Annotated in this window: 23 protein-coding genes and 1 tRNA gene; 14 read left to right on the top strand and 10 right to left on the bottom strand. The window is 70.4% G+C overall.

Features of this window, described 5'->3' with window-relative positions; translation table 11 throughout:
- The first annotated feature begins 64 nt into the window (after nt 1–64).
- The 5 genes from serS to EDF51_RS09505 all read left to right on the top strand — a co-directional run bounded on the left by serS (nt 65) and on the right by EDF51_RS09505 (nt 3,465).
- Nucleotides 65–1,327, top strand: coding sequence for a serine--tRNA ligase (gene serS / locus EDF51_RS09525; RefSeq protein ID WP_134194593.1), 1,263 nt, complete (start codon nt 65–67; stop codon nt 1,325–1,327).
- The gene (locus EDF51_RS09520; RefSeq protein ID WP_134194591.1) at nt 1,324–2,187 is read left to right on the top strand and encodes an HAD-IIB family hydrolase; all 864 of its coding nucleotides are present in this window, start codon (nt 1,324–1,326) and stop codon (nt 2,185–2,187) included. The genes serS and EDF51_RS09520 overlap by 4 nt, the downstream gene beginning before the upstream one ends.
- Nucleotides 2,188–2,275: 88 nt before the next feature.
- Nucleotides 2,276–2,363: transfer RNA gene (locus EDF51_RS09515), tRNA-Ser, on the top strand.
- Complete coding sequence (locus tag EDF51_RS09510; RefSeq protein WP_134194589.1) at nt 2,363–2,905, top strand: GNAT family protein; 543 nt, start codon at nt 2,363–2,365, stop codon at nt 2,903–2,905. Before EDF51_RS09515 ends, EDF51_RS09510 begins: the two co-directional genes overlap by 1 nt.
- On the top strand, nt 2,902–3,465 hold the full coding sequence (locus EDF51_RS09505) for a GrpB family protein (RefSeq protein ID WP_134194587.1): 564 nt from the start codon (nt 2,902–2,904) through the stop codon (nt 3,463–3,465). The genes EDF51_RS09510 and EDF51_RS09505 overlap by 4 nt, the downstream gene beginning before the upstream one ends.
- A gap of 6 nt (nt 3,466–3,471) precedes the next feature.
- Here EDF51_RS09505 and EDF51_RS09500 read toward each other — a convergent pair whose 3' ends face one another.
- From EDF51_RS09500 to EDF51_RS09490, 3 genes are all read right to left on the bottom strand, one after another.
- Nucleotides 3,472–4,053: a DUF6036 family nucleotidyltransferase gene (locus EDF51_RS09500; RefSeq protein WP_123291845.1), complete on the bottom strand. Its 582-nt coding sequence runs from the start codon at nt 4,051–4,053 to the stop codon at nt 3,472–3,474.
- The gene (locus tag EDF51_RS09495; RefSeq protein WP_133937657.1) at nt 4,050–4,463 is read right to left on the bottom strand and encodes a hypothetical protein; all 414 of its coding nucleotides are present in this window, start codon (nt 4,461–4,463) and stop codon (nt 4,050–4,052) included. The genes EDF51_RS09500 and EDF51_RS09495 overlap by 4 nt, the downstream gene beginning before the upstream one ends.
- Before the next feature lie 101 nt (nt 4,464–4,564).
- Complete coding sequence (locus EDF51_RS09490; protein ID WP_134194585.1) at nt 4,565–5,260, bottom strand: SDR family oxidoreductase; 696 nt, start codon at nt 5,258–5,260, stop codon at nt 4,565–4,567.
- A gap of 85 nt (nt 5,261–5,345) precedes the next feature.
- Here EDF51_RS09490 and EDF51_RS09485 point away from each other — a divergent pair, with 85 nt between their 5' ends.
- Nucleotides 5,346–5,801 carry a helix-turn-helix domain-containing protein gene (locus tag EDF51_RS09485; protein WP_131846686.1) on the top strand — a complete coding sequence of 152 codons (456 nt, stop codon included), beginning with the start codon at nt 5,346–5,348 and terminating at the stop codon, nt 5,799–5,801.
- 57 nt (nt 5,802–5,858) lie between these two features.
- Here the strand turns inward: EDF51_RS09485 and EDF51_RS09480 are convergent, their stop codons facing one another.
- Entirely contained in the window at nt 5,859–6,872 is a 1,014-nt protein-coding gene (locus EDF51_RS09480; protein WP_243837104.1) for a LacI family DNA-binding transcriptional regulator, read from the bottom strand.
- A gap of 74 nt (nt 6,873–6,946) precedes the next feature.
- On the bottom strand, nt 6,947–8,182 hold the full coding sequence (locus tag EDF51_RS09475; RefSeq protein ID WP_134194851.1) for a Gfo/Idh/MocA family oxidoreductase: 1,236 nt from the start codon (nt 8,180–8,182) through the stop codon (nt 6,947–6,949).
- Nucleotides 8,183–8,379: 197 nt separating this feature from the next.
- On the opposite strand from EDF51_RS09475, the gene EDF51_RS09470 reads away from it, so the two are divergent.
- The 4 genes from EDF51_RS09470 (at nt 8,380) to EDF51_RS09455 (ending at nt 12,435) form a co-directional block, all read left to right on the top strand.
- Nucleotides 8,380–9,357, top strand: a complete 978-nt coding sequence (locus tag EDF51_RS09470; protein WP_228506149.1) for a sugar ABC transporter permease — start codon at nt 8,380–8,382, stop codon at nt 9,355–9,357.
- Between the two features lie 15 nt (nt 9,358–9,372).
- A complete protein-coding gene (locus EDF51_RS09465; RefSeq protein WP_123291849.1) occupies nt 9,373–10,314 on the top strand; it encodes a carbohydrate ABC transporter permease in 942 nt (313 codons plus the stop codon).
- 27 nt (nt 10,315–10,341) lie between these two features.
- The gene (locus EDF51_RS09460; protein WP_134194581.1) at nt 10,342–11,715 is read left to right on the top strand and encodes a sugar ABC transporter substrate-binding protein; all 1,374 of its coding nucleotides are present in this window, start codon (nt 10,342–10,344) and stop codon (nt 11,713–11,715) included.
- Between the two features lie 87 nt (nt 11,716–11,802).
- The gene (locus EDF51_RS09455) at nt 11,803–12,435 is read left to right on the top strand and encodes a ScbR family autoregulator-binding transcription factor (RefSeq protein WP_134194579.1); all 633 of its coding nucleotides are present in this window, start codon (nt 11,803–11,805) and stop codon (nt 12,433–12,435) included.
- Here EDF51_RS09455 and EDF51_RS09450 read toward each other — a convergent pair.
- Nucleotides 12,398–12,826 (bottom strand): BLUF domain-containing protein, encoded by a 429-nt coding sequence (locus EDF51_RS09450; RefSeq protein ID WP_123338593.1) that lies wholly within the window; start codon nt 12,824–12,826, stop codon nt 12,398–12,400. The two genes, EDF51_RS09455 and EDF51_RS09450, sit on opposite strands and share 38 nt — an antisense overlap.
- A gap of 62 nt (nt 12,827–12,888) precedes the next feature.
- The gene (locus EDF51_RS09445) at nt 12,889–14,034 is read right to left on the bottom strand and encodes an AI-2E family transporter (RefSeq protein WP_131846688.1); all 1,146 of its coding nucleotides are present in this window, start codon (nt 14,032–14,034) and stop codon (nt 12,889–12,891) included.
- A 137-nt stretch (nt 14,035–14,171) separates the two neighbouring features.
- On the opposite strand from EDF51_RS09445, the gene EDF51_RS09440 reads away from it, so the two are divergent.
- The gene (locus tag EDF51_RS09440) at nt 14,172–14,813 is read left to right on the top strand and encodes a hypothetical protein (protein ID WP_131846689.1); all 642 of its coding nucleotides are present in this window, start codon (nt 14,172–14,174) and stop codon (nt 14,811–14,813) included.
- Here EDF51_RS09440 and EDF51_RS09435 read toward each other — a convergent pair.
- Complete coding sequence (locus EDF51_RS09435) at nt 14,742–16,034, bottom strand: MFS transporter (RefSeq protein WP_131846690.1); 1,293 nt, start codon at nt 16,032–16,034, stop codon at nt 14,742–14,744. The genes EDF51_RS09440 and EDF51_RS09435 overlap by 72 nt on opposite strands.
- Nucleotides 16,035–16,114: 80 nt before the next feature.
- On the opposite strand from EDF51_RS09435, the gene EDF51_RS09430 reads away from it, so the two are divergent.
- The 3 genes from EDF51_RS09430 to EDF51_RS09420 are packed head-to-tail and all read left to right on the top strand — an operon-like array spanning nt 16,115 to nt 18,153.
- The gene (locus EDF51_RS09430; protein WP_131846691.1) at nt 16,115–16,837 is read left to right on the top strand and encodes an MSMEG_4193 family putative phosphomutase; all 723 of its coding nucleotides are present in this window, start codon (nt 16,115–16,117) and stop codon (nt 16,835–16,837) included.
- Nucleotides 16,838–16,870: 33 nt separating this feature from the next.
- On the top strand, nt 16,871–17,398 hold the full coding sequence (locus EDF51_RS09425; protein WP_123291859.1) for a DUF3090 domain-containing protein: 528 nt from the start codon (nt 16,871–16,873) through the stop codon (nt 17,396–17,398).
- Complete coding sequence (locus tag EDF51_RS09420) at nt 17,395–18,153, top strand: SCO1664 family protein (protein WP_131846692.1); 759 nt, start codon at nt 17,395–17,397, stop codon at nt 18,151–18,153. Before EDF51_RS09425 ends, EDF51_RS09420 begins: the two co-directional genes overlap by 4 nt.
- Before the next feature lie 344 nt (nt 18,154–18,497).
- Here the strand turns inward: EDF51_RS09420 and EDF51_RS09415 are convergent, their stop codons facing one another.
- Nucleotides 18,498–20,498: a VWA domain-containing protein gene (locus EDF51_RS09415; protein WP_134194577.1), complete on the bottom strand. Its 2,001-nt coding sequence runs from the start codon at nt 20,496–20,498 to the stop codon at nt 18,498–18,500.
- Entirely contained in the window at nt 20,491–21,876 is a 1,386-nt protein-coding gene (locus EDF51_RS09410; RefSeq protein ID WP_123291862.1) for an AAA family ATPase, read from the bottom strand. The genes EDF51_RS09415 and EDF51_RS09410 overlap by 8 nt, the downstream gene beginning before the upstream one ends.
- Between the last annotated feature and the right edge of the window lie 220 nt (nt 21,877–22,096).

Raw genomic sequence — 22,096 nt, 5'->3', positions numbered from 1 at the left:
CGGTACCGATCGGGCGCTGCGAGCGGCGGGTTCCTCCCCATGTCGCCGCCTCTAGGATGGAGCGGTGATCGATCCCCAGCTGCTTCGTGACAACCCGGACGTCATCAAGGCCTCGCAGGAGTCCCGCCGCGCATCCGTCGCCGTGGTCGACGAGGCCGTCGCTGCCGACGCCGCCCGACGCAGCGCGATCACCGCGTTCGAGTCGCTCCGCGCCGAGCAGAACGCCTTCGGCAAGACCGTCGCCAAGGCCCCGAAGGACGAGAAGGCCGCGCTCGTGCAGCAGGCCCAGGCGCTCTCGGCCCAGGTGAAGGAAGCCCAGGCGACCGTCACCGCGGCCGAGGAGACCTTCAACTCCGTCGTGCGCGCCATCCCGAACGTCGTGCTGCCCGGCGTCCCCGCCGGTGGCGAAGAGGACTTCGTCACCCTCCGCACCGTCGGCACGAAGCCCGAGTTCGACTTCGAGCCGAAGGACCACGCCGACCTCGGCGAGCACCTCGGCATCATCGACATCCCGCGCGGCGTCAAGGTCTCCGGCTCGCGCTTCTACTTCCTGCGCGGCCTCGGCGCCCGGCTCGAGATCGCGCTCATGTCGCTCGGCCTCGACCGCGCCATCGCCGCCGGCTTCGAACCGCTCATCACCCCGACGCTCGTCCGCCCCGAGACGATGGCGGGCACCGGCTTCCTCGGCGAGCACGCGGCCGAGGTCTACCGGCTCGAGGCCGACGACCTGTACCTGACCGGCACGAGCGAGGTCGCACTCGCCGGCTTCCACGCCGACGAGATCCTCGACATCGAGAACACCGCGCACCGCTACGCCGGCTGGTCGACCTGCTACCGGCGCGAGGCCGGTTCGGCGGGCAAGGACAACCGCGGCATCCTGCGCGTGCACCAGTTCAACAAGCTCGAGATGTTCGCCTACGTCCACCCGGACCAGGCCGAGGCCGAGCACGAGAAGCTGGTGTCGTACCAGGAGCAGATGCTGCAGGACCTCGGGCTGCACTACCGCGTGATCGACGTCGCCGCGGGTGACCTCGGCACGAGCGCGGCGAAGAAGTACGACATCGAGGCCTGGGTCCCGACGCAGGGCACGTTCCGCGAGCTCACCTCGACGTCGAACTGCACGACGTTCCAGGCCCGTCGCCTCGACATCCGGTACCGCACCGAGAGCGGCAAGACGGCCCCGGTCGCCACCCTGAACGGCACCCTCGCGACCACCCGTTGGATCGTCGCGATCCTCGAGACCCACCAGCAGGCCGACGGCTCCGTCGTCGTGCCCGAGGTGCTGCGCCCCTACCTCGGTGGCGTCGAGGTGATCGAGCCCCGATGAGCACGCAGGGGCGGTTCGTGGACGGCGCCGCGCAGGGCGCGGGCGCCGGTGCTCCCGCCCGCACGAAGCGGTGGCTGGTGGCGCTCGACATCGACGGCACCACGATGCGCGAGGACGGTGTCGTCACCGAGGCCGTGGTCGCCGCCGTGCGCGATGCCGAGGCCGCCGGGCACGAGGTCATGCTCTCCACGGGCCGCAGCGAGGGCATGACGGTGCCGCTGCTCGAGACGCTCGGCATCGAGCCGAAGTACCTCGTCTGCGCCAACGGCGCGCTGACCCTGGCCCGTCGTCCGGGCGGGTCCTACGAGCGTGTCCACGTCGAGCACTTCGACCCGAGCGACGTGCTGCAGACCATCCGTGGCGCCCTGGAGAACGCGGCCTTCGGCGTCGAGGACGAGACCGGCCACTTCCGGTTGTCCGAGAACTTCCCCGCTGACACCATGACCAACGCCGGCGAGCTGGTGCCGTTCGAGCAGCTGCTCACGGTCGAGGCCACCCGCGTCGTCGTGATCTCGCCGGAGCACGGGCTCGAGGAGTTCCTGCAGATCGTCGAGGACATGGGGCTGCACAAGGTCTCGTACACGGTCGGGTGGACCGCGTGGCTCGACATCGCACCAGAGGGCGTGACGAAGGCCACCGCGATGGAACGCGTGCGCGAGTGGCTCGACATCCCGCGCTCCCGCGTCTTCGCCGCGGGGGACGGCCGCAACGACATCGACATGCTCCGGTGGGCTTCGACCTCCGGTCGCGGCGTCGTGATGGGCCAGGCGCCCGACGACGTCGTCGACGCCGGCAACGAACTCACCGGTGGCGTGTCCGACGACGGCCTGGCAGCGGCGCTCGACTCCCTGCCGCGCTGACCCCGGCATGCGCTGACGCGCACGGCGGACGGGAGGCCCGTTAGACTTCCCGGGACGCGGTCACGTCTCGCCACGTGGTCGCGTCACTGGAGGGTTGTCCGAGCGGCCGATGGAGCCTGTCTTGAAAACAGGTGGGCAGAGATGTCTCGTGGGTTCGAATCCCACACCCTCCGCCATGGACACCCGGTTGCGCCTGCTCCGCGTCGACGACGCGGCGACGCTCGCCGCCGTCATCACCGCGAGCGCCGAGCACCTACGCCCGTGGGAGCCGTCCCGGACCCCGGCGTACTTCACCGAGCAGGGCCAGCACGACGTCATCGTGCAGTCGCTCGCCGCAGAGCGCGCCGGCACCGCGGTCCCGTTCGTGATCGAGTCGACCGACGGTGAACTCCTCGGGCGCATCACGCTGAGCGGCATCACCCGCGGAGCCCTGCAGTCGTGTGCCATGGGGTACTGGATCCGCGCTGACCGGCTGCGCCAGGGCCACGCCTCCCGCGCCGTCGCCGCCGCTGCCGTCCACGCGTTCGACGTCCTCCGACTCCACCGGGTGCAGGCCGAGACGCTTCCGGAGAACGTGGGGTCTCAGCGTGCCCTCGAGTCCGCGGGGTTCAAGCGCTACGGGTTCGCGCCGGAGTACATCACGATCAACGGAGCCTGGCGCGACCACGTCATGTTCCAGCTCCTCGCACCCCCTCCCGCCACACGGCGCACTCGATGATCGAGGTCGTCGAGTACCAGCCGTCGTGGCCCGAGCGGTTCGCGGTGTTGCGGGACGCGTACGCCGCAGCCCTCGACGCCGACCATGCGCCCTACCGCAGCATCGAGCACGTCGGCAGCACATCAGTGCCCGGTCTCGCGGCGAAGCCCGTGATCGACGTCGACATCGTCGTCGATGCCAGCGACGTCACGGCGGCGGTCGCAGCGCTGGCCGTGATCGGCTTCGAGCCACGGGGAGACCTCGGCGTCCCCGACCGGCAGGCCTTCCGGACTCCGGAGCACTTCGCCCCGAGCAACACCTACGTCGCCACGGCCGGATCGCTCTCGCTCCGGAACCACCTCGCCGTCCGCGACGTGCTGCGCGCCGACCCGGGGCTGCGCGACCAGTACGCCTCCGTGAAGCGCCGAGCGGCCGCCGAAGCCGAGGACATTGACGACTACATCGAGCGCAAGAGCGGCGTGCTCGGTCGTGTCCTGGCTGCCGCAGGCATCTCCGTCGAGGAGCGCGCCGCGATCACCGCCGTCAACCGCGACATCACCGATCGCGGTGCCCGCGGTTGAGTTCGCTCACTCCGCCGTGTGCGTTCGTCGTCTCCAAGCGTCAGCCCGACGGAGCGCCTCCTCGGCGATCAGCTGGACCTCGGCTGGGTCGTCCGGAAGCGTCATGCTGTGCTCGCCGTACGCTTCGCGCGCGATCGCCACGAGTTCGTCGGCGGTCCTCACGTCGAGGTCGATGATCAGACGGTTGAGGTCCGTCCGGTCCTTCGGGCGGGACGCCGCGAGCTTCATCGCCAAGAGCCGTCGTTTCGAGGCCACGACGACCGGGCGACCGTTGATGGTGGTGTGCAGCGCTTCGGTGTCGTCATTCGGCGAGAACTCCATGAACGAGAACGCGCGGGAGTTGATCCACTCGGGGTCGAGTCGGTGTTCGGCCGCCATGGCTCGCGCTTCGACGAGCACCTCGTCCATCGGTTGGAACAGTCCGTCGATGTCGGGGGTCACCTCGTCGCGGCCGAGGTGCACAGCGACAGCGGCGCCTCCGACGATGTAGGTCTCGACCTCGACGCCGCGGCCAGCCAGGCGCTCCAACAGCTCACCGAGGAGGTCGACGACCTCAGCGCCACTGAGGAGACGGTAATCCTCGGTCATGCGGCCTCGAGGTCGCCTTCGCGAAGCAAGATGTTCTTCCGCAGGAAGAGATCGGGCGTCCGTTGCTTGATGAACGAACGCCACTCGAGCGAAGCCTCGGCATCCCCGTCCCAGAGCCATTCGCGATCGAGCGGACGGAGCTCGAGCATCCACGTCGGCGGCTGGGTCCCGTGCCGGAGGAGCGCGTACGCGTACGCCGTGGTCAGGAGCGCGTCGTAGTGCTCATCGCCGACCGACGGAGCGCGCTCCGTCACACCCGGATCGACCGGTGTGTCGGGAGCGGCGTGCAGAATGCGGCTGACTGCATCGGTCAGAGCCCGGTCGGCGGCGGCGACGTGGCCGATTCGGAGCGCGTCGCGGATCAGCTCCGCTGCCCTCGACAGTGGGATCAACAGTGCGTTCCCGGCCATGGTCGAATCCTACGGGTCCGTCCGGTCGCGCCGGCCCTCGATCTTGCGGGCGGTTCCGGTTCGTGAACCGCGGAGGTCCTGAACCGGAGCCGCCGAACCGATCAAGCGGTCGCGAGCGCCGGGTACAGCGCCGTCAGCGGCGCACTGAGTCCGGCGCGGACGTCACGGCTGACCTGGTCCGCCAGGACCTCGTGCTCACCGGCCTCGACCGCGTCCCAGATGAGCCGGACGATGTCGGCCGGGTCGGACTTCTCGACGTCGAGCCCCGCCGTCATGCCGGTGTCGGTGTAGCCGAGGTGTGCGCCGACGACCTGGGTGCCCTGGGGTGCGAGCTCGAGGCGGAGCGAGTTCGTGATCGACCAGAACGCTGCCTTCGACGCCGAGTACGCGCCGGCGAGCGCGACCCAGCTCAGGGCCGAGTGCACGTCGATCAGCGCGCCGCCGCCGATCGAGGGGGCGAAGACCTTGGCGACACGGAGCGCGCCGAAGACGTCCGTCGCGAAGATGCGCTCGACCTCCGCGACGGAGGTGTCGACGAGCGGGTCGGCGCCGGCGATCCCGGCGTTGTTCACCACGACGGTCACGTCGGCTGCGGCACGGGCTGCGGCATCGACGCTCTCCTGGCTGGTGACGTCGAGGGCGAGCGGCACGATGCGTTCGTCGTCCCACGTGCGCGGGGTGCGGGCGGTCGCGTAGACCTTGGTGGCGCCGCGGTCCAGGGCCTGCTGGACGAACTCGGCGCCGAGGCCGCCGTTCGCTCCGGTGACGAGGACGATGGCGTTGGTGAGGTCGGTCATGAGGGGCTCCAGACGAGAGAAGTTGAGTACGGAAACCGAACCTAGCACGTTGTGTCCGGAAATCGAACCCAGCTAGGATGAACGCATGCTCGGCATCCTCGGCGGCGACGAGCGCTGCCCCATCGCACGGTCCCTCGACGTCCTCGGCGAGAAGTGGACGCTCATGATCGTGCGTGACGCCCTCGCCGGTTCCACGCGCTTCAGTCAGTTCCAGCAGAGCCTCGGCGTCCCGCGCGAAGTCCTGACCGCACGACTGGCCTCCCTCGTCGACGGGGGAGTGCTCGAGCGCACGACCTACAAGCCGGAGGGTGCCCGGGCGCGCGAGGAGTACGTGCTCACCGACGCCGGCCGCGATCTCTCGCTGGTCCTCCTGGCACTCGGCGGCTGGGCGGATCGGTACCGCCCCACGGAGCTGACGTCGGACCTGCGCTTCGTCGACACCGATTCCGGCGAGCCGGTCGAAGCGGTCGCGGTGACGCAGGAGTCCCAGCAGCGTGTGCCGCTCCAGCGGCTCACCGCCGTCATGGACCCGGCCAACTGACGGACGGGAGGCCCGTGGCGGCCCCGCCCCGCGCCTCCAGGACGGTTTGGTGGTGCGTCAGCGACGCACGTCGCACCCGCAACTCGCGCCCAGGACCAACTCGGCGGGCACCAGATCGCGGTGCCACTGGTTGTCCGCGTCGAGCCCGAGCACACGGTCGACGGCGGCGGTGGCCATCGTCTCGATCGGCTGCCGGACCGTCGTGAGCTGCGGGTTCGTGTAGTCCGCCTCGGCACCGCCGTCGAACGACACGATCGCGACGTCCTCCGGTGCGCGCAGCCCGAGTTCCCACAGTGCCCGCAGTACACCGACGGCCTGCATGTCCGAGCTGACGAAGACGGCGCGGGGTCCGGTCCCGTCCGCGAACATGCGGAGGCCGGCCTCGTACCCGCCCCGCCGGGTGAAGTCGCAGCGCACGATCGGGCCGTCCGGCAGCCCGGCGTCGCGCAGTGCTCGCATCCAACCCTGTTCGCGGAGTTCCATGGAGCCGGCGTGCCCCATGACCAGGCCGATCGACCCGTAGCCGTGCTCGACCAGGTGCTGGGTGCCGTCGTACGCGCCCCGCAGGGCGTCGACGCCGATGCTGGCGTACTCGGGCACCTCGAAGAAGGTGTTGAGCAGGACCATCGGGATGCCCGGGTCTGACACGGTGGACAGGTCCGGGTGGGTCATGATGCTCGTGACGATGATCCCGTCGACCTGGCGGGCGGACAGGCTGCGGAGCCGCTCGCGCTCCTGGCTGGCATCGCCGTCGCTGTTGGCGAGCAGGACGTCGTAGCCGCGGGCTGCTGCGGCGTGGGTGACCTCGACGGCGAGCTCCGACCAGAAGGGGTTGTCGAGCTCGGGGACGATGAGCCCGAGCATCTTCGACGACCCGGTGCGCAGGGCCTGGGCGCTGGCGTTCGGCCGGTACCCGAGGACCCGGATGGCGTCACGGACCCGGGCTGCGGTGGCCGCCGCGACGGGGCGGGGGCCGTCGTGCACGACGTAGCTGACGACGGAGGTGCTCACGCCGGCGTACCGGGCGACGTCGGCGCGGGTGACCGCCCTCGGGGTCGTCGGGACGCTCACGGGTGCCACCTTCGTCGGCTCGGAAGTCGCGTTCGGGTGCCGGCCCGTGCGGACCGACACCCGAACACCACTTGCTATTCGCTGGCGATACTAGACGAGGGCACCGCGGTGGTCGTCTGAGGGGCGTCCCCGAAGTCCGGCACCTCGAGGCGTGCGCCGCCCTGCAGAGCCGACTGGTGGGCGATGATGCCGGGCAGCGTGAAGCGTGCGGCGGTCCAGGCGTTCACCGGCGGCAGGGTCCGGTCGACGACGGCGCGGACGAAGTCGTCGGCCAGGAACTGGTGCGAGCCCTCGTGCCCGGTCGGCACGCCGGCGTACTCGGCGGGCAGGCGGTCGGTGTCGTGCACCTCGGCGTACCCGGACACGAACGCGTCGCGCAGCGAGGGGTCGACGCCGGCGAGACGCGGGTCGTCGAGGTCCATCGTCGCCTGCGTGTTGATCTTGTCGCTGATGTCGTGCGAGTCCTCCTTGTCCTGCCAGACGCTGGTCTTCGCGAGCTGCTCGAAGCTCGCCTCGGTGCCGAAGTAGCGGAAGCGGGACTCGCGGATGTGCGACGGGTAGCCGACACGGCGCATCTCGTTGATGCGCATGACGCCGCCGTTGTCGAGCTCGAACAGGGCGGTGGCGTTCGAGAAGTCGTTGTCGAACTGGCTGACGTCCTTGTCGAAGACGCCGTCGCCCCGGTCGTCCTTGACGCCGATGCAGCTGACGCTGACCGCGTGTCCGGGGATGGCGCCGAGGACGCCGCCGACCGAGTGGGTCGGGTACAGCATGGGCGGGTAGCTGGCGGTGCGCTTCCAGTCCTCGCCACCGCTGAACTGGTACGCGGCGTAGAACCCGAGGTCCATGTCGTGCACGTAGTCGCCCTCGGAGTAGAAGACCCGGCCGAAGGCGCCGTCGGCGACCTGCTTGCGGGCGAACACCGTCGCGGGGTTGTAGTAGCTCGTCTCGCCCATCATGTAGGTGAGCCCGGTCTCGCGGACGGCCTCGATGATGTCGCGGATCTCGTCGACCGAGATCGCCATCGGCACCGCCGAGTAGACGTGCTTGCCGGCGCGGAGCGCCTTGACGACGAGCGGACCGTGCGTCCAGCGCTGCGTGAAGATCGCGACGGCGTCGACGTCCGAGGCGAGCACGGCGTCGAAGTCGGCGAACGTGCCGTCGAGGTGCTGCGACTCGACGAGCTCCGACGCGCGGTCGTCGACGAGGTCGGTCACGAAGACGCGGTCGACGTCCGGGTGGAGCTTGAACAGCTTGGCGAACTGGGGGGCGAACTGGCCCGCGCCGACCATTCCGACAGAGATCATCAGTGACCTTTCCAGGGTGAGGGATGCGTCGCCGGGCAGGTCGCGCCGATGCGATCGACCGCCATCCTGACACGATTGTCTACACGTGACAACCCCGGATTCAGAGCGTGAAAGAGCCTCTTGCCACCCGGTGTCACCACGTGTAGATTCCCGGCTCACGGACTGCTGCACGTCAGTCCACCGCAGACGAAGGAGTCGCGATGGCCACCGAGAGCCCTGTGTCGTCACCCTTGACGACCGCCAGCACGAGACGGAGGAGTCGGGCAGCCGACCTCCCGCTCGCCCGTACCACCGTCCCACGCCGCCGCCGTCCCCGGAACGACCTGTGGCTCGCGCTGCTGTTCATCGCGCCGGCCGCGATCGGCTTCGTGGTGTTCCTCGCCTGGCCGACCGTGCGGGGCATCTACCTGAGCTTCACGTCCTACAACCTGCTCACCGAGCCGGAGTTCACCGGGCTGCAGAACTACGCGCGGCTCGTGCAGGACTCGATCTTCTGGCACTCGATGGTCGTCACGATCGAGTACGTGCTCATCAACATCGTCATCCAGACGGTCGTCGCCCTGTTCATCGCCGTGATGATGCACCGCCTGACGAAGTCGACCTTCGTGCGCGGCATCGTCCTGGCGCCCTACCTGGTGTCGAACGTCGTCGCGGCGCTCGTCTGGCTGTGGATCCTCGACACTCAGCTCGGCATCGGCAACGAGATGCTCGCGGCCCTCGGCCTGGACCGCATCCCGTTCCTGCAGAGCGACGTCTGGGGCATCCCGTCGATCGCGCTCATCAACGTGTGGCGGCACGTCGGCTACACGGCGCTCCTGATCTTCGCCGGTCTGCAGTCGCTGCCCGAGACGGTGTACGAAGCCGGCCGCATCGACGGTGCGAGCGAGTGGAAGATGTTCTGGCGCATCACGGTGCCGCTGCTCCGCCCGATCCTGTCGCTGGTGCTCATCATCACGGTGATCGGGTCGTTCCAGGTGTTCGACACCGTCGCCGTCACCACGCAGGGCGGCCCCGCGAACGCCACGAACGTCGTGCAGAACTACATCTACAACCTGGCGTTCGGCCGGTTCCAGTTCGGCTACGCGTCCGCGGTCTCGGTCGCGCTCCTCATCGTCCTCAGCATCATCACGATCATCCAGTACCGCCTCACCCGCTCGGGTGAGTCGGACCTGGACTGAACGGAGCGCCGCACCATGACCACGACCCTCACCCGTTCCGTCACCACGAAGCGTCCGCCCCGACCCGGAGCCGGCCACCGTCGCCGTCCGTCGGTCGGCCGCGTCCTCGCCTGGGTCGCGATGATCATCGTCATCGTCGTCACCCTGTTCCCGTTCTACTGGATCCTGCGCACCGCCCTGTCGTCGAACGGTGCGATCAACTCCGACCCCACGTCATTGCTGCCCGTCGGGTTCAGCCTGGGTGGGTTCGAGCGCGTCCTCGGCCTGCAGTCCACCGAGGAGGCCCTCGCCCAGGGTGGCTCCGGCGCTGCCCTGAACTTCTGGCGGTACCTGCTCAACTCCGTGATCGTGTCGACGCTCGTCACGGTCGGCCAGGTGTTCTTCTCGGCCGCCGCCGCGTACGCCTTCGCCCGGCTGCGCTGGCCCGGACGCGACAAGGTCTTCGGGGTGTTCCTCGCCGGCCTGATGGTGCCCGCGATCTTCACGCTGCTGCCGAACTTCACGCTCATCAAGCAGCTCGGGCTCGTCGACAACCTGCTCGGCATCGCGTTGCCGACGATGTTCATGACCCCGTTCGCGGTGTTCTTCCTGCGGCAGTTCTTCCTCGGCATCTCGAAGGAGGTCGAGGAGGCCGCGCTGATCGACGGCGCGGGCAAGGTCCGGGTGTTCTTCCGGCTCGTCATCCCGATGGCCGCTGCACCGATCGCGACGCTCGCCGTACTGACGTACATCACGAGCTGGAACGACTACTTCTGGCCGCTCATGGTGTCGTACACGGACAGCTCGCGGGTGCTCACCGTCGCACTCGGCGTCTTCAAGTCGCAGTCCCCACAGTCCGGCACCGACTGGGCCGGGCTGATGTCCGCGACCCTCGTGGCGGCGCTCCCGATGATCGTGCTGTTCGGCGTCTTCGCCAAGCGGATCGTCAACTCCATCGGCTTCTCCGGGATCAAGTAGCCCCGGCTCGGACAGGACCACCACACCATGACGAACAACCTCTCCCGCCGCGCACTGTTCGCGGGCGGCGCTTCAGCCCTCGCCCTCGGTGCGCTCGCCGCCTGCTCGTCCCCGAGCCGGGGGACCGCCTCGAAGAGCGGCGCCCGCACCGTGAGCTACTGGCTCTGGGACTCCAACCAGCTGCCCGCCTACCAGCAGGTCGCGAAGGCCTTCCACCGCGAGAACCCCGACATCACGGTGCAGATCACCCAGCTCGGGTGGGCGGACTACTGGACCAAGCTGACGGCAGGGTTCATCGCCGGCACCGCGCCGGACGTCTTCACCGACCACCTGACGAAGTTCCCGCAGTTCTCCGACCTCGACGTCCTCTACAAGCTCGACGAGCTCGACGCGACGAAGTCCATCAGCGACGACGACTACCAGTCCGGCCTCGCCGAGCTGTGGAAGGGCCAGGACGGCCACCGCTACGGCTCGCCGAAGGACTGGGACACCATCGGGATGTTCTACGACCGGAAGGCGATGCAGAAGGCCGGCGTCTCCGACGACGAGCTCGCCACGCTCGAGTGGAACCCCGACGACGGCGGCTCGTTCGAACGGATGCTCGCGCACCTGACCATCGACTCCAAGGGTCGGCGGGGTGACGAGCCCGGCTTCGACAAGGAGAACGTCGAGGTCTACGGCATCTCGTCGAACGGGTCTGGCGGCGACGGCTTCGGCCAGACGCAGTGGTCGCCCTTCACCGGGTCGACCGACTGGTTCTACACGAACGAGAACCCGTGGGGCGACAAGTTCCGCTACGACGAGAAGACCGTGCAGGACACCCTCGCCTGGTACTACCGCCTGGCCGACAAGGGCTACATGGCGAAGTACGGCGTCTTCTCGACGACGACCGGTCCGGACGTGCAGCTCGGCGCGGGCAAGTGCGCGCTGTCGTTCAACGGTTCGTGGATGATCGGCACGTACCTGAACATGAAGGACCTCGACATCGCCGTCGCCCCGACGCCGATCGGGCCGACGGGCAAGCGGGCGTCGATGTTCAACGGGCTCGGCGACTCGATCACGAAGCAGGCGAAGGACCTGGAGGCGGCGGCGAAGTGGGTCGCGTTCCTCGGCAGCGACACCGCCCAGGAGATCGTCGGCCGCGCAGGCGTCGTGTTCCCGGCCCGTCCCGCCGGTACCGAGGCGGCGGTCGCGTCGTTCCGGAAGCGCGGGCTGGACGTGTCGGCGTTCACCCGGCAGGTCGAGGAGAAGACCACGTTCCTGTTCCCCGTCACCCGCAACCCGGCGGACGTGCAGGCGCTGCTGCAGCCGGCCTTCGACAACGTCTACGCGAACGGCAAGCCGATCTCGACGTTGACCGGCATCAACGAGCAGGTCAACAACCTGCTGGCGCTCACCTGAGCGCGCGGGTCGCCTGACGCGACCACCCCTCGGTCTGGAGGCACGGGGCACGCCCGCCCCGCGCCTCCAGACCGTCAGACTGGTCACGTGGAACGACGTGAGCAGATCCTGGTGGCCGCTGCGGAGGAGTTCGACCGCGTCGGCTTCGCCGCCGCGACGATCGCGGCCATCGCCCGCGGGGCGGGCGTCTCGCAGGGGGCGCTGCACTTCCACTTCCCGACCAAGCTGGCCCTCGCGCTCGGTGTGATCGACGAGCAGAACGTCCGGACCTTCGACGTCGTGAGCCACACCGAGCAGTCACCAGCAGCTGCCCTGGTCGGCGCCTCGCGAGCCATCGCGGACCTGCTGCGGACCGACCCGATCGTGCGGGCGGGCATCCGGTTGTCACTGGAGCGCGGCGAGTTCCACGCGGCCACGGTCAGCTTCTACGAGCAGTGGATCGGCGGGATCGTCGACGTGTTCCGGCTGGCGATCGCGAGCGGCGAGCTCCGCACCGACCTGACCGCGGAACAGCTCGGCGCCACCGTCGTGCCGTACTTCACGGGCGTGCAACTGGTGTCCGACGTCCGCACCGGGCGGGCCGATCTGTTCCCCGCGGTCGCGACGATGTGGCGGGTGGTCCTGACGGCCACGGCGGACCCGGCGCACCGCGACCGGCTGCTCGGGGTCGTCGACGAGGCGTTCAGCGGTCGTGGAGTTCGCGGTCGCGGAACCACTTGAGCAGCCACGCCGCGCTCGTGCGGTCGAACGACCGCGGGAAGTCCGTCTCGCCGGACAGGAACGGACTGAATCCCGGCTCCGCCTGGACGTCCGCGTCGTCGAGCGAGCGGTAGGCCATCGACCAGCCGTCGAAGCGTCGCCGCTCGATGTCCTCGCGGATGAGCGACTTCACCTCGCCGTGCCGCGGATCACGGCTGATGGCGGCGAACCGGTCGTCGACGCTCCACGCGGGGCCCTCGAGCAACTGCATGAAGCGGCCACCCTTCACGACGAGCAGCCCGGAGACACCGAGCGCCTCGTTGCGGAGCCGTGAGCCGTCCAGCAGCGTCGCGAGGTCGCCGTCGTCGAAGGGGACGACGGCGCGACTCATGTAGACGATGGAGACGAGCACGGGTCCATCTTCGTGCGACGGCCCCGATTGCGCGAAACGGATGTCCGCAGAACGTTCTCGGCTCAGTCGGCGGGGAGTTCGTGGGCCGTGACGTCCTCGTTGCGCTTCTTGCGCCACGGACGCGCGGGGGTGTTCGGGCCGTCCCAGACCAGGATCGCGCCCCACGCGGCGGCCAGCAGCGGCACCGAGATGATGGCACCGGTGATGCCCGCCAGGACGGTGCCCGCGGTCAGGCCGATCAGGATGACGAGGCCGTGCAGCTTCAGGGTGCGTCCCATCAGCACCGGCTGGAGCAGGTTGCCCTCGAGCTGGTTCACGAGGATCACGATCCCGACGACGATGAGCGCCTGGACTGGACCGAGTGCGACGAGCGCGACCAGGGCGGCGAGGATGCCGGCTGCCGTCGCACCGACGATCGGGATGAAGGCCGTGATGAACACGACGACGGCCAGGGGGAGTGCCAGCGGGACGCCGACGATCGCGATGCCGACACCGATGCCGATGGCGTCGACAGCGGCGACCGTGGCGGTGCCGCGGACGTACCCGCCGAGGGTCGAGACCACCCGGTCGCCCACCCGACGTGCACGGTCGTAGCGCTCACCGGTGAACGGGCGGAGCAGGAACTCCCAGATGCTCGGGCCGTCCTTGAGGAAGAAGAACAGCACCACGATCATCAGCACGAGGCCGGTCAGGAAGTTCGCGGTGGCCGAGGCACCGGCCAGGGCGCCGGAGCCGAACTGCGCACTCGTGATGAAGTCGGTGACGGACGCCACGGCGTCGTCGACCTGCTTGTCCGAGATCGAGATCGGCAGGTTCTTCGCGAAGTCCTGCAACTGCTGGAACCCGTCGACGGCCGACTTCTGCAACTGCGACCACTGGTTCTCGACGGCGACGACGATGAGCCACCCGATGAGCCCGAGCACCGCGAGGACGCCGATGAGCACCGCGAGGGTCGCGAGGACCGACGGCACCTTGTGCTTGCGCAACCAGGACACGATCGGGTGCATGGCCGAAGCGATGATGAGCGCGAGGAGCACCGGGATGGTGACGACGCTCAGCACGCTGCCGGCGTAGACGACGCCGGCGATGACCACGACGACGATGATCACCTGCAGGCACCGCGTCGCCAGGCGGCCCGTCGAGTCGGACCACGCCGCCTGGATCTTCGAGGGAGAGGTCGGCTGGGGGCTGTCGCGGAAGAACGGCATGGGATCGACCGTACTTATCCGCGGGGCGGCGCGCCCGGACCCGCGCTCCGTGCCGCGTTCGTCGGGGTCCTGGCCGTCCTCCGGGTTGCTGCGGTCGACGCCGACCTGGCACGCTGGCGGCGGACCGAGGGGGAACGGTGGCGGATCGGAAGCGCGCGGGGTGGCGGACCGGACTGGGGTGTCTCGGGGCCGCGCTCGTGCCGGTCGGCAGCGTGGTCGTCGTCCTCGTCATCGCGGGAGTCGTCGGCGCGGCGACCCGGAACGCCGACCCAGGCACGACCGAGTCGGGCACGCTGTCGCGCGACTCGGACACCCGCATCGCGGTCACCTACCGCACGACCGCTCGGGCGTCCGAGGCGCAGGCGGAGCAGTGGGGCCGCAGCGTCCTCGGCACGAACGACCCGTCCGAGGGCACCCCGTACGTGGTCGTCGCTGACCTGGAACTGCCCGACGGCGGCCGGGTGACCGAGGACGATCTCCGGGCCTTCACCATCGCGGTCGAGCACGACGACGAACGCAGCGGGTCGAACGTCGAACCGACGTCCTCGGCCGAGCCGGTCGACGGGTGCGTGACGACCGCCGGGGCGCTCGCTGAGGCGCTGTCGGACGGCGGCTCGGTGCGCTCCTGCAGCCTGGTGCGGCTGACGGCGACGCCCGAGGTGGTGAGCGCCGGACAGCTCTACCGGCAGGAGCGCGTGCGCCGGACGTCACACACCCGGGTGTTCCGGGCGCACTGGCAGGTCGGCGACATCGGCGTCTGGTCGGGCCGGGTCGACTGACGCATCGGCGGTGTGTGCGTCGCGAACGTCTCGGGTGTCGCGGGAGTCCCGTGCGGCGGGCGCGACGACGAAGGCGGCGACGAGCAGCACGAGGGGCACCAGCATCGCCGCCTGCAGCCCGAGGTGCTCGCCGACGAAGCCGAGCAGGGGCGGTCCGACCAGGAACGCGATGTACCCGGCGGTCGCGACGACCGACACCCTGCGGTCCCCGTCGGTCGGGTGGTCACCCGCTGCCGAGATCGCGAGCGGGAACCCGAGCGCGATGCCGAGCCCCCAGACGGCGGCGGCGATCGCCGTGACGACCGGACTCGGCGAGACGACCACGAGCAGGACCCCGATCCCGCCGACCGCGGCACAGAGCCGGACGACCGGGCCCCGCCCGAGCCGCGTGACGAGCGGGGTGCCGGCCGACCGGCCGATGAGCATGGCGAGCGCGAACCCGGTGAAGACCAGCGAGCCGACCGCTTCCGGGGCGTCGTGGTCGGTCGTCATCAGGAGCGGAAGCCAGTCGCTGGCAGCACCCTCGGCGAAGGCCATCGCAAGCGTGATCACCGCGATGAGCGCGAGCTGCACGGTGCTGACGGAGCGGCGGGTGGCCGTGGTGACGCGGGACGCGCCTGCGGCGTCCTCGGTGTCGGCCCCGTCCGTCTGCGCCGCCGCACGCGGCAGCGGCTGCAGGTTGAGCGCCGCGAACGCCGCGAGCGCCGCCATCACCGCAGCCCCCACCAGCAGGTGCACGACCACCGGTGTCCGGGCAGCCGTCATCGCGATGCCGACGACCCCACCGACGACGGTCCCCAGGCTGAAGCAGGCGTGCAGCACGGGCACCACCGGGCGGCCGATGCGCCGTTCGACCGCGGCGGCCTCGACGTTCAGCCCGATCTCGGCGACCCCCGACCCGAACCCGATCAGGAACAGCCCCGCCCAGACACCCGCCGGCACCTGCGCAGGGGCGAGCAGGGCGACGAGGACCATCCCGACCACGGGCAGCGCGCCACCGAGCAGGATCAAGGGTCGTGTCCCGAGCCGTCGGACGAGCGCACCGGCACCGAGGATCCCGATCATCGACCCGATCGACAGCCCGAGGAGCACGAGCCCCATCGCCTCGATCGACGCCCCGAGTTCGTCGCGGATGGCGGGCGTCCTGGTCACCCATGTGGCGATGCCGAAGCCGGTCATCGTCGACGTGGCGAACAGGGCCCCTCGAGGGTGCCGGGTCATGTGACCATCTGATCGGTCCGCCGACGGCCCGTCAAGGGCGGGAGCGCTCGCCGCGGTCGGTGCCGCCTAGGATCGGGCACATGGCGACCGTCCTCCTCGTCCGACACGGACGCACCACCGCGAACGCCACGGGCGTGCTCGCCGGACGCACCGCCGGCGTGCGACTCGACGCCGTCGGCCGGAAGCAGGCCGACCGCACCGCGGAGCGCATCGCGGCCGTGCCGGTCGTCGCCGTCGTGTCGAGTCCGCTCGAGCGGTGCCGGCAGACGGCCAAGGCGATCCTGGAGCGACAGTCGGGCGACCCCGCGTCGGCCATCGAGCGGGCGATCACCGAAGCGGACTACGGCGAGTGGCAGGGGCGGAAGCTCGCCGACCTGGCGAAGGAGCCGCTCTGGCGGACGGTGCAGGCGAACCCGAGCGCCGTGGTGTTCCCCGGCGGTGAGTCCATGCAGACCATGCAGTCCCGGGCGGTGTCGGCCGTCCGGCGCATCGACGCCGAGGTCGAGGCGGAACACGGGCCCGGAGCGGTCTGGGTCGCGGTGAGCCACGGCGACATCATCAAGTCCGTCCTGGCCGACGCGTTCGGCATGCACCTCGACCTGTTCCAGCGCATCGGCGTCGGGCCGGCGTCGGTGTCGGTCGTGCGGTACGGCGAGCACCGGCCCGAGGTGGTCGCGACGAACACCGAGTCCGGCGATCTGTCGTGGCTCGCGACCGCTCCGGCGCCCAGCGGGGACGCAGCGGTCGGCGGCGGGGCCGGACATCCGGAGGCCCCGTCCGAGGCAGGCCCTGCCAGACCCTGAACGGGCGCAGGCCCGCACTCCTACAATGCGGGTATGCCCTCCATCGTCCACGGCTTCGACTGGCCGGACCGCCTCGTCGTCGGCACCATCGGCCGTCCGGGCGAGCGCGCCTTCTACCTGCAGGCCCGCTCCGGCAAGCGCGTCACGAGCGTCGCCCTCGAGAAGGAGCAGACCGCCGTGCTCGCCGAAAAGATCGACGAGCTGCTGGACGAGGTCGCCACGGTCGAGGCGAACCGCTTCAGCGTGCCGGACACGGCCCCCGTGGAGCTCCGCGACCCGGAACCGCTCGACCAGCCGGTGGAGCCCGAGTTCCGTGCCGGTGCCCTGAGCCTGGGCTTCGACCCGTCGACAGCGCAGGTGGTCATCGAGGCCTACCCGATCGATGACGACGTCGAGATCGTGTCCGAGGAGAGCGAGGACGGCCTCGAGATCGAGGCGGTCGTCGAGATCCCCGAACCCGACGAGCTCTTCCAGGTCAAGATCCCGGTCGGCACCGCACGCGCGTTCGTCGAGCGCACCCGCGAGATCGTCGCCGCCGGCCGTCCGCCCGGCGACGCATGAGCGACGGCTCACTGAGCATCACGGCGCGGATCCGTGAGGCCTCGAACGCGACGTTCCTGGCCGAGCTGGACGGCGAGGCGGTCGTCTACAAGCCGATCGAGGGGGAGCGCCCGCTCTGGGACTTCCCGGACGGCACGCTCGCCGGCCGCGAGGTCGCTGCGCACCTGGTGTCCGAGGCGTTCGGCTGGGGCATCGTGCCACCGACGTGGCTCGGTGACGGACCGTTCGGACCCGGCATGGTGCAGCGCTGGCAGACCGTCGACCCGGACCAGGACGCCGTCGACCTCGTCACCCCCGAGGCCGCCGAGGCGGACGGTTCGCCGTGGCTGCCCGTCCTCGAGGCGATCGACGAGCACGACCAGCCGGTGACGCTCGTGCACGAGGACTCCGAGGCGTTGCGCCGCATGGCCGTCTTCGACGTCGTGGTGAACAACGCCGACCGCAAGGGCGGGCACGTGCTGGCGATGCCCGACGGACACCGGTTCGGTGTCGACCACGGGCTGGCCTTCCACGTCGAGCACAAGCTCCGCACGGTGCTGTGGGGGTGGATCGGGGAGCCGCTCGGGCCGGACGAACTCGAGGGGCTCGACCGGGTGTCGGAGGCGCTCCGCGGTGCCCTGGGCGACGAACTCGCCGAGCACCTGACGCCGGAGGAAGTCGACACGGTGCGCGCGCGGTGTGCGGCGCTGCGGGCCGTCGGCATCTTCCCGCCACCGCCGGGGCACGGCCCCGCGGTGCCGTGGCCCTTGTTCTGACGCACCCGTCGTGAGCCGGCGGCCCGGCCCGGCCAGCCGTGGCGACTCCGGTCCGGGACGGTGGGGCCCGTCGGGTCCGGACCCCACCGACCGGTCCGCGTCCGTGATCCGTGGACGCGGAGAACCGTGGCGTCCGGTGGCGTGCGCCGTTGCACTCCGGGACCCCGCGGGAGTCGACCGGTCGAGAACGGATCAGGTGCACTCGGCCGACCGCTTCCGGCACGCCGACGAGGTCAGCGCGGGAAGAACGATCACGGCGGCCGGGGTCTGGGGCAACTGTGGTGGCGCTCAGCATACGACCATGGAACCCCGCGCAACAGCCCCTGTCGGGATCGACCCGGCGGCTAGTCGAACAACGACTGCCCGCCGCGGCGCGACCCCAGGTACGACCCCACGACGGCGACACCGAGGTCGTCGTTCTCCGGAGCGACGACCGAGCCGTCCACCCGCTTCGCCATCGCGTCGATGAACCGTGCGAGCCCCGGGTCGTCGCCGAGCCGGAAGAACGTCGTCTGGGCGCCGAGCCGACCGGCGTTCTCGAGCTCCCGAACGGTCAGTGCGATCGTCACGGGGTCCGGCGGGTAGTCGAACCACACCTGTCCGTTCGGCTCGAGGTGCGACGTCGGTTCCCCGTCGGTGACGATGAGCAGCACGGGTTGCGCGGTCGGGTGCTTCCGGAAGTGCCGGTTGGCGAGGAGCAGCGCGTGGTGCAGGTTCGTGCCCTTGTCCCACATCGCGTCGAGACCCACGAGCTGCTCGATGTCCACGACCTCGGCCTCGCGTCCGAACGCGATGAGCTGCAGGTCGTCGCCGCGGAACCGCGTCGAAACGAGCGTGTGCAGCGCCAGGGCCGTGCGCTTCATCGGCACCCAGCGGTCCTCCATCGCCATCGAGAACGACGTGTCGACGAGCAGCGCCACGCAGGCCTGTGTGCGGGACTCGGTCTCCTGCACCTCGACGTCGTCGATGGTCAGGCGGACGCCCGGGCCGACCCGCCCGTCGGCCGCGGACCGGGTCAGCGCGTTGGTGATCGACCGGGTGACGTCCCACGGCTCGGTGTCGCCGTACGCCCACTGCCGGGTCGCGCCCGAGGGTTCGCCGGCCGCGCCGGACTGCCGGATGTCGCGGGCACCCTGTCGGCCGGACATCCGCTCGGCGACGTCACGGAGCAGGCTCTTGCCGAGCTGCCGCATGGCCTTCGGGGTGAGCCGGAGCTGCCCGTCCGCTCCGCGGCGCATCGCCCCGGAGTTCCGCAGGGCCTTCTCGAGCTGCTGCAGGGTCCTGGCGTCCACGGCGGCCTCGGCACCGAGTTGCCGGGTCAGGGCGTCGAGGTCCAGGTCGTCGAGCTCGGAGCCCGGTCCGGACTGGGCGAGTTGGTCGGCGAGGGCGTCGAGGTCGGCGATGTCCTGGAAGACCCCGGTCCCGTCGCCGAGCCCGAGCCCCTGGTCGCCCTCCATGCGCTCGGATCCGCCCCAGTCCTCACCGGGGCGCAGGGACCGCAGGTTGCCGTCGAGCTGGGACAGCTGCCCCATCAGGTCGGGGGAGCCGAAGGCCTGCTGGGCGAGGGCGTCGAGTTCGTCGCGCTGCTCCTCGGTCATCGAGTTCCGCATGCGCTGGGCGGCGGCGGCCCGTGCCGCGAGGTCGTCGAGCAGCTCGTCGACGTTCGCGGGGTTCGACGGGAAGTACTGCCCGTGCTCCGCCATGAACGCGTCGAACTGCTCCTGCGAGTCGGTGCCGGCGCGGTGGTCCTCGAGCAGCTGGTTGAGGTCCTGCATCATCGCGCTGACCGCGGCACGGTCCTCGTCCGTGGCCCCCTCGAGCGCCTGCTTCATGCCCGCGAAGCGCTGGTCGAGCACCTCGCGACCGAGCAGGTCCTTGATCTCGTCGTACTTCTGCCGGGCCTCGCGGCTCGTCCAGTCGTACCCGCCGAGCTCCTGCACCGCGGCGGCCGGCGACGGGGACAGGCTGTCGAGCTGCATCTCGGCCAGGGCGCGGTCGCCGTCGTCGAGCTCGACGTTGCGGGCGAGTTCGCCGCGTTCGGCGCGGAGCGCCTGGTCGAGCAGCTCGCGGACCTGCTGCAGGGTGCCGTCGAGGTTGTTCTTCGCGGTGAGGTCGCGGCGCCGTTCCGCGACCTTGCGCGCGAGGTCGTCGAGTCCGCGCTGCGTCCGGCCGCCTCGGCGCAGGAACTCCCGCATGGCACGCTCCGGTGAGGTGCCGGCCATCACGTCCTGCCCGATGGCGTCGAGCGCTTCGGCCAGGTCAGCGGGCGGGGCGAGCGGATCCGGTCCGTCGGTGTATGCCCCGTACCGGGTGTCCCGCGTCAGTCGTCGGTTCTGCCTAGCCATAGACGGCTTCGCCCCCGCCGGACTCCTTGCTGATGCGGCGGGCGAGGAAGAGCCCCTCGAGCGCGAGTTCGATCGCACCCGCGCGCTCGCCGTCGTTCGTGGCGCCGAGACGCTCGCAGACCTGGTCGTACAGGTCGGACTCGCCGATCGACGGCAGCCCCTCGAGGAACGCCCGTGCGCCGACTTGTTCGCCCGTCGTCACCATCGTCCCGCCGTCGAGCGCCTCGACGAGCACCCCGAAGTCGAGTCCGCGGAAACGGGCGCGCACCGTCTCGGCCGTGGCGGTCCGCAACAGGTGCTCGAGGACCTCGTCCGCGCGGTCCTCTTCGCCGTTCTCGAACTCGATCTTGCCGCCGAGCACGTCGACCGCGGTCTCGAGGTCGATCGGTCGCGCGACGGCCTCCGGCTCACCCTGGCGTGCTGCACGGTGCACGGCCGCCGCGGCGACCGTCTCGGCGCCGGCGATCGCGAACCGGGCGCTGACACCGCTGCGCTGGTCGACCGCGCTCGACCCGCGCAGGGCACGGGTGAAGCGGGCGAGGATCTCGACGATCGCGTCCGGCACCTCGGCGGTGAGCTGCGCCTCCTGCCGGATGACCGCGATCTCGTCCTCGAGTTCGATCGGGTAGTGGGTGCGGATCTCCGCGCCGAAGCGGTCCTTCAGCGGCGTGATGATCCGGCCGCGGTTCGTGTAGTCCTCCGGGTTCGCGCTGGCCACCACGAGCACGTCGAGGGGGAGCCGGAGCACGTAGCCACGGATCTGGACGTCGCGTTCCTCCATCACGTTGAGCATCGCCACCTGGATGCGTTCGGCGAGGTCCGGCAGCTCGTTGATCGCGACGATGCCGCGGTGGCCGCGGGGGACGAGTCCGAAGTGGATGGTCTCCGGGTCGCCCAGGCTGCGCCCTTCGGCGACCTTCATCGGGTCGACGTCGCCGATCAGGTCGGCGACGCTCGTGTCCGGCGTCGCGAGCTTCTCGACGTAGCGGTCGTCGCGGTGCCGCCACGAGATCGGCAGGGCGTCGCCGAGGTCGTCGGCTCGGCGGGCGCTCGCGGTGGTGATGGGCTCGTAGGGGTGCTCGCCGAGCTCGGAGCCGGTGATCACCGGGGTCCACTCGTCGAGCAAGCCCTGCAGGGTGCGGAGCAGGCGGGTCTTGCCCTGGCCGCGCTCACCGAGCAGGACGACGTCGTGTCCGGCGATCAGGGCACGTTCGAGTTGCGGGATCACGGTCGTCTCGAACCCGTGCAGGCCGGGCCAGGGGTCGTCTCCCGCGCGCAGCGCGGTGAGCAGGTTGTCGCGGATCTCGGCGCGGACCGTCTTCTGGACGTGGCCAGAAGTGCGGAGCTCGCCGACCGTGCGGATGTCGGGTCGGGTCACCTCTTCGACGCTACGCCGCGATCGCGAAAGCGACCGGAAGGCGGACGGGAGGCCCGTGGCGGGCCCGCCCCGCGCCTCCCGTCTTGTGGGTTTCCATAGCAACCGCAATGATTGGAGTTCCGGCATCGGAGCCGGATTCGATAGGGGGATCCGGCTCCGAGCCGGCCCCGTCGTACCGAATGTGAACCATCTCGCCGATCTCGGCGTAGGTTCCCCTCTC

It is taken from the genome of Curtobacterium sp. PhB25 (assembly GCF_004365375.1).
In the GTDB taxonomy this organism is placed as follows: Bacteria; Actinomycetota; Actinomycetes; order Actinomycetales; family Microbacteriaceae; genus Curtobacterium.
This window is presented reverse-complemented; position numbering and strand designations above follow the sequence as displayed.

Excerpts from the sequence above, each read along its gene's own strand:
- EDF51_RS09460 (WP_134194581.1), top strand. The coding sequence starts at position 10,342 with ATGACGAACAACCTCTCCCGCCGCGCACTGTTCGCGGGCGGCGCTTCA.
- EDF51_RS09505 (WP_134194587.1), top strand. The coding sequence starts at position 2,902 with ATGATCGAGGTCGTCGAGTACCAGCCGTCGTGGCCCGAGCGGTTCGCG.
- EDF51_RS09500 (WP_123291845.1), bottom strand. The coding sequence starts at position 4,053 with ATGACCGAGGATTACCGTCTCCTCAGTGGCGCTGAGGTCGTCGACCTC.
- EDF51_RS09465 (WP_123291849.1), top strand. The coding sequence starts at position 9,373 with ATGACCACGACCCTCACCCGTTCCGTCACCACGAAGCGTCCGCCCCGA.
- EDF51_RS09445 (WP_131846688.1), bottom strand. The coding sequence starts at position 14,034 with ATGCCGTTCTTCCGCGACAGCCCCCAGCCGACCTCTCCCTCGAAGATC.
- EDF51_RS09470 (WP_228506149.1), top strand. The coding sequence starts at position 8,380 with ATGGCCACCGAGAGCCCTGTGTCGTCACCCTTGACGACCGCCAGCACG.
- EDF51_RS09420 (WP_131846692.1), top strand. The coding sequence starts at position 17,395 with ATGAGCGACGGCTCACTGAGCATCACGGCGCGGATCCGTGAGGCCTCG.
- EDF51_RS09415 (WP_134194577.1), bottom strand. The coding sequence starts at position 20,498 with ATGGCTAGGCAGAACCGACGACTGACGCGGGACACCCGGTACGGGGCA.
- EDF51_RS09435 (WP_131846690.1), bottom strand. The coding sequence starts at position 16,034 with ATGACCCGGCACCCTCGAGGGGCCCTGTTCGCCACGTCGACGATGACC.
- EDF51_RS09490 (WP_134194585.1), bottom strand. The coding sequence starts at position 5,260 with ATGACCGACCTCACCAACGCCATCGTCCTCGTCACCGGAGCGAACGGC.
- EDF51_RS09430 (WP_131846691.1), top strand. The coding sequence starts at position 16,115 with ATGGCGACCGTCCTCCTCGTCCGACACGGACGCACCACCGCGAACGCC.
- EDF51_RS09510 (WP_134194589.1), top strand. The coding sequence starts at position 2,363 with ATGGACACCCGGTTGCGCCTGCTCCGCGTCGACGACGCGGCGACGCTC.
- EDF51_RS09520 (WP_134194591.1), top strand. The coding sequence starts at position 1,324 with ATGAGCACGCAGGGGCGGTTCGTGGACGGCGCCGCGCAGGGCGCGGGC.
- EDF51_RS09495 (WP_133937657.1), bottom strand. The coding sequence starts at position 4,463 with ATGGCCGGGAACGCACTGTTGATCCCACTGTCGAGGGCAGCGGAGCTG.
- EDF51_RS09425 (WP_123291859.1), top strand. The coding sequence starts at position 16,871 with ATGCCCTCCATCGTCCACGGCTTCGACTGGCCGGACCGCCTCGTCGTC.
- EDF51_RS09485 (WP_131846686.1), top strand. The coding sequence starts at position 5,346 with ATGCTCGGCATCCTCGGCGGCGACGAGCGCTGCCCCATCGCACGGTCC.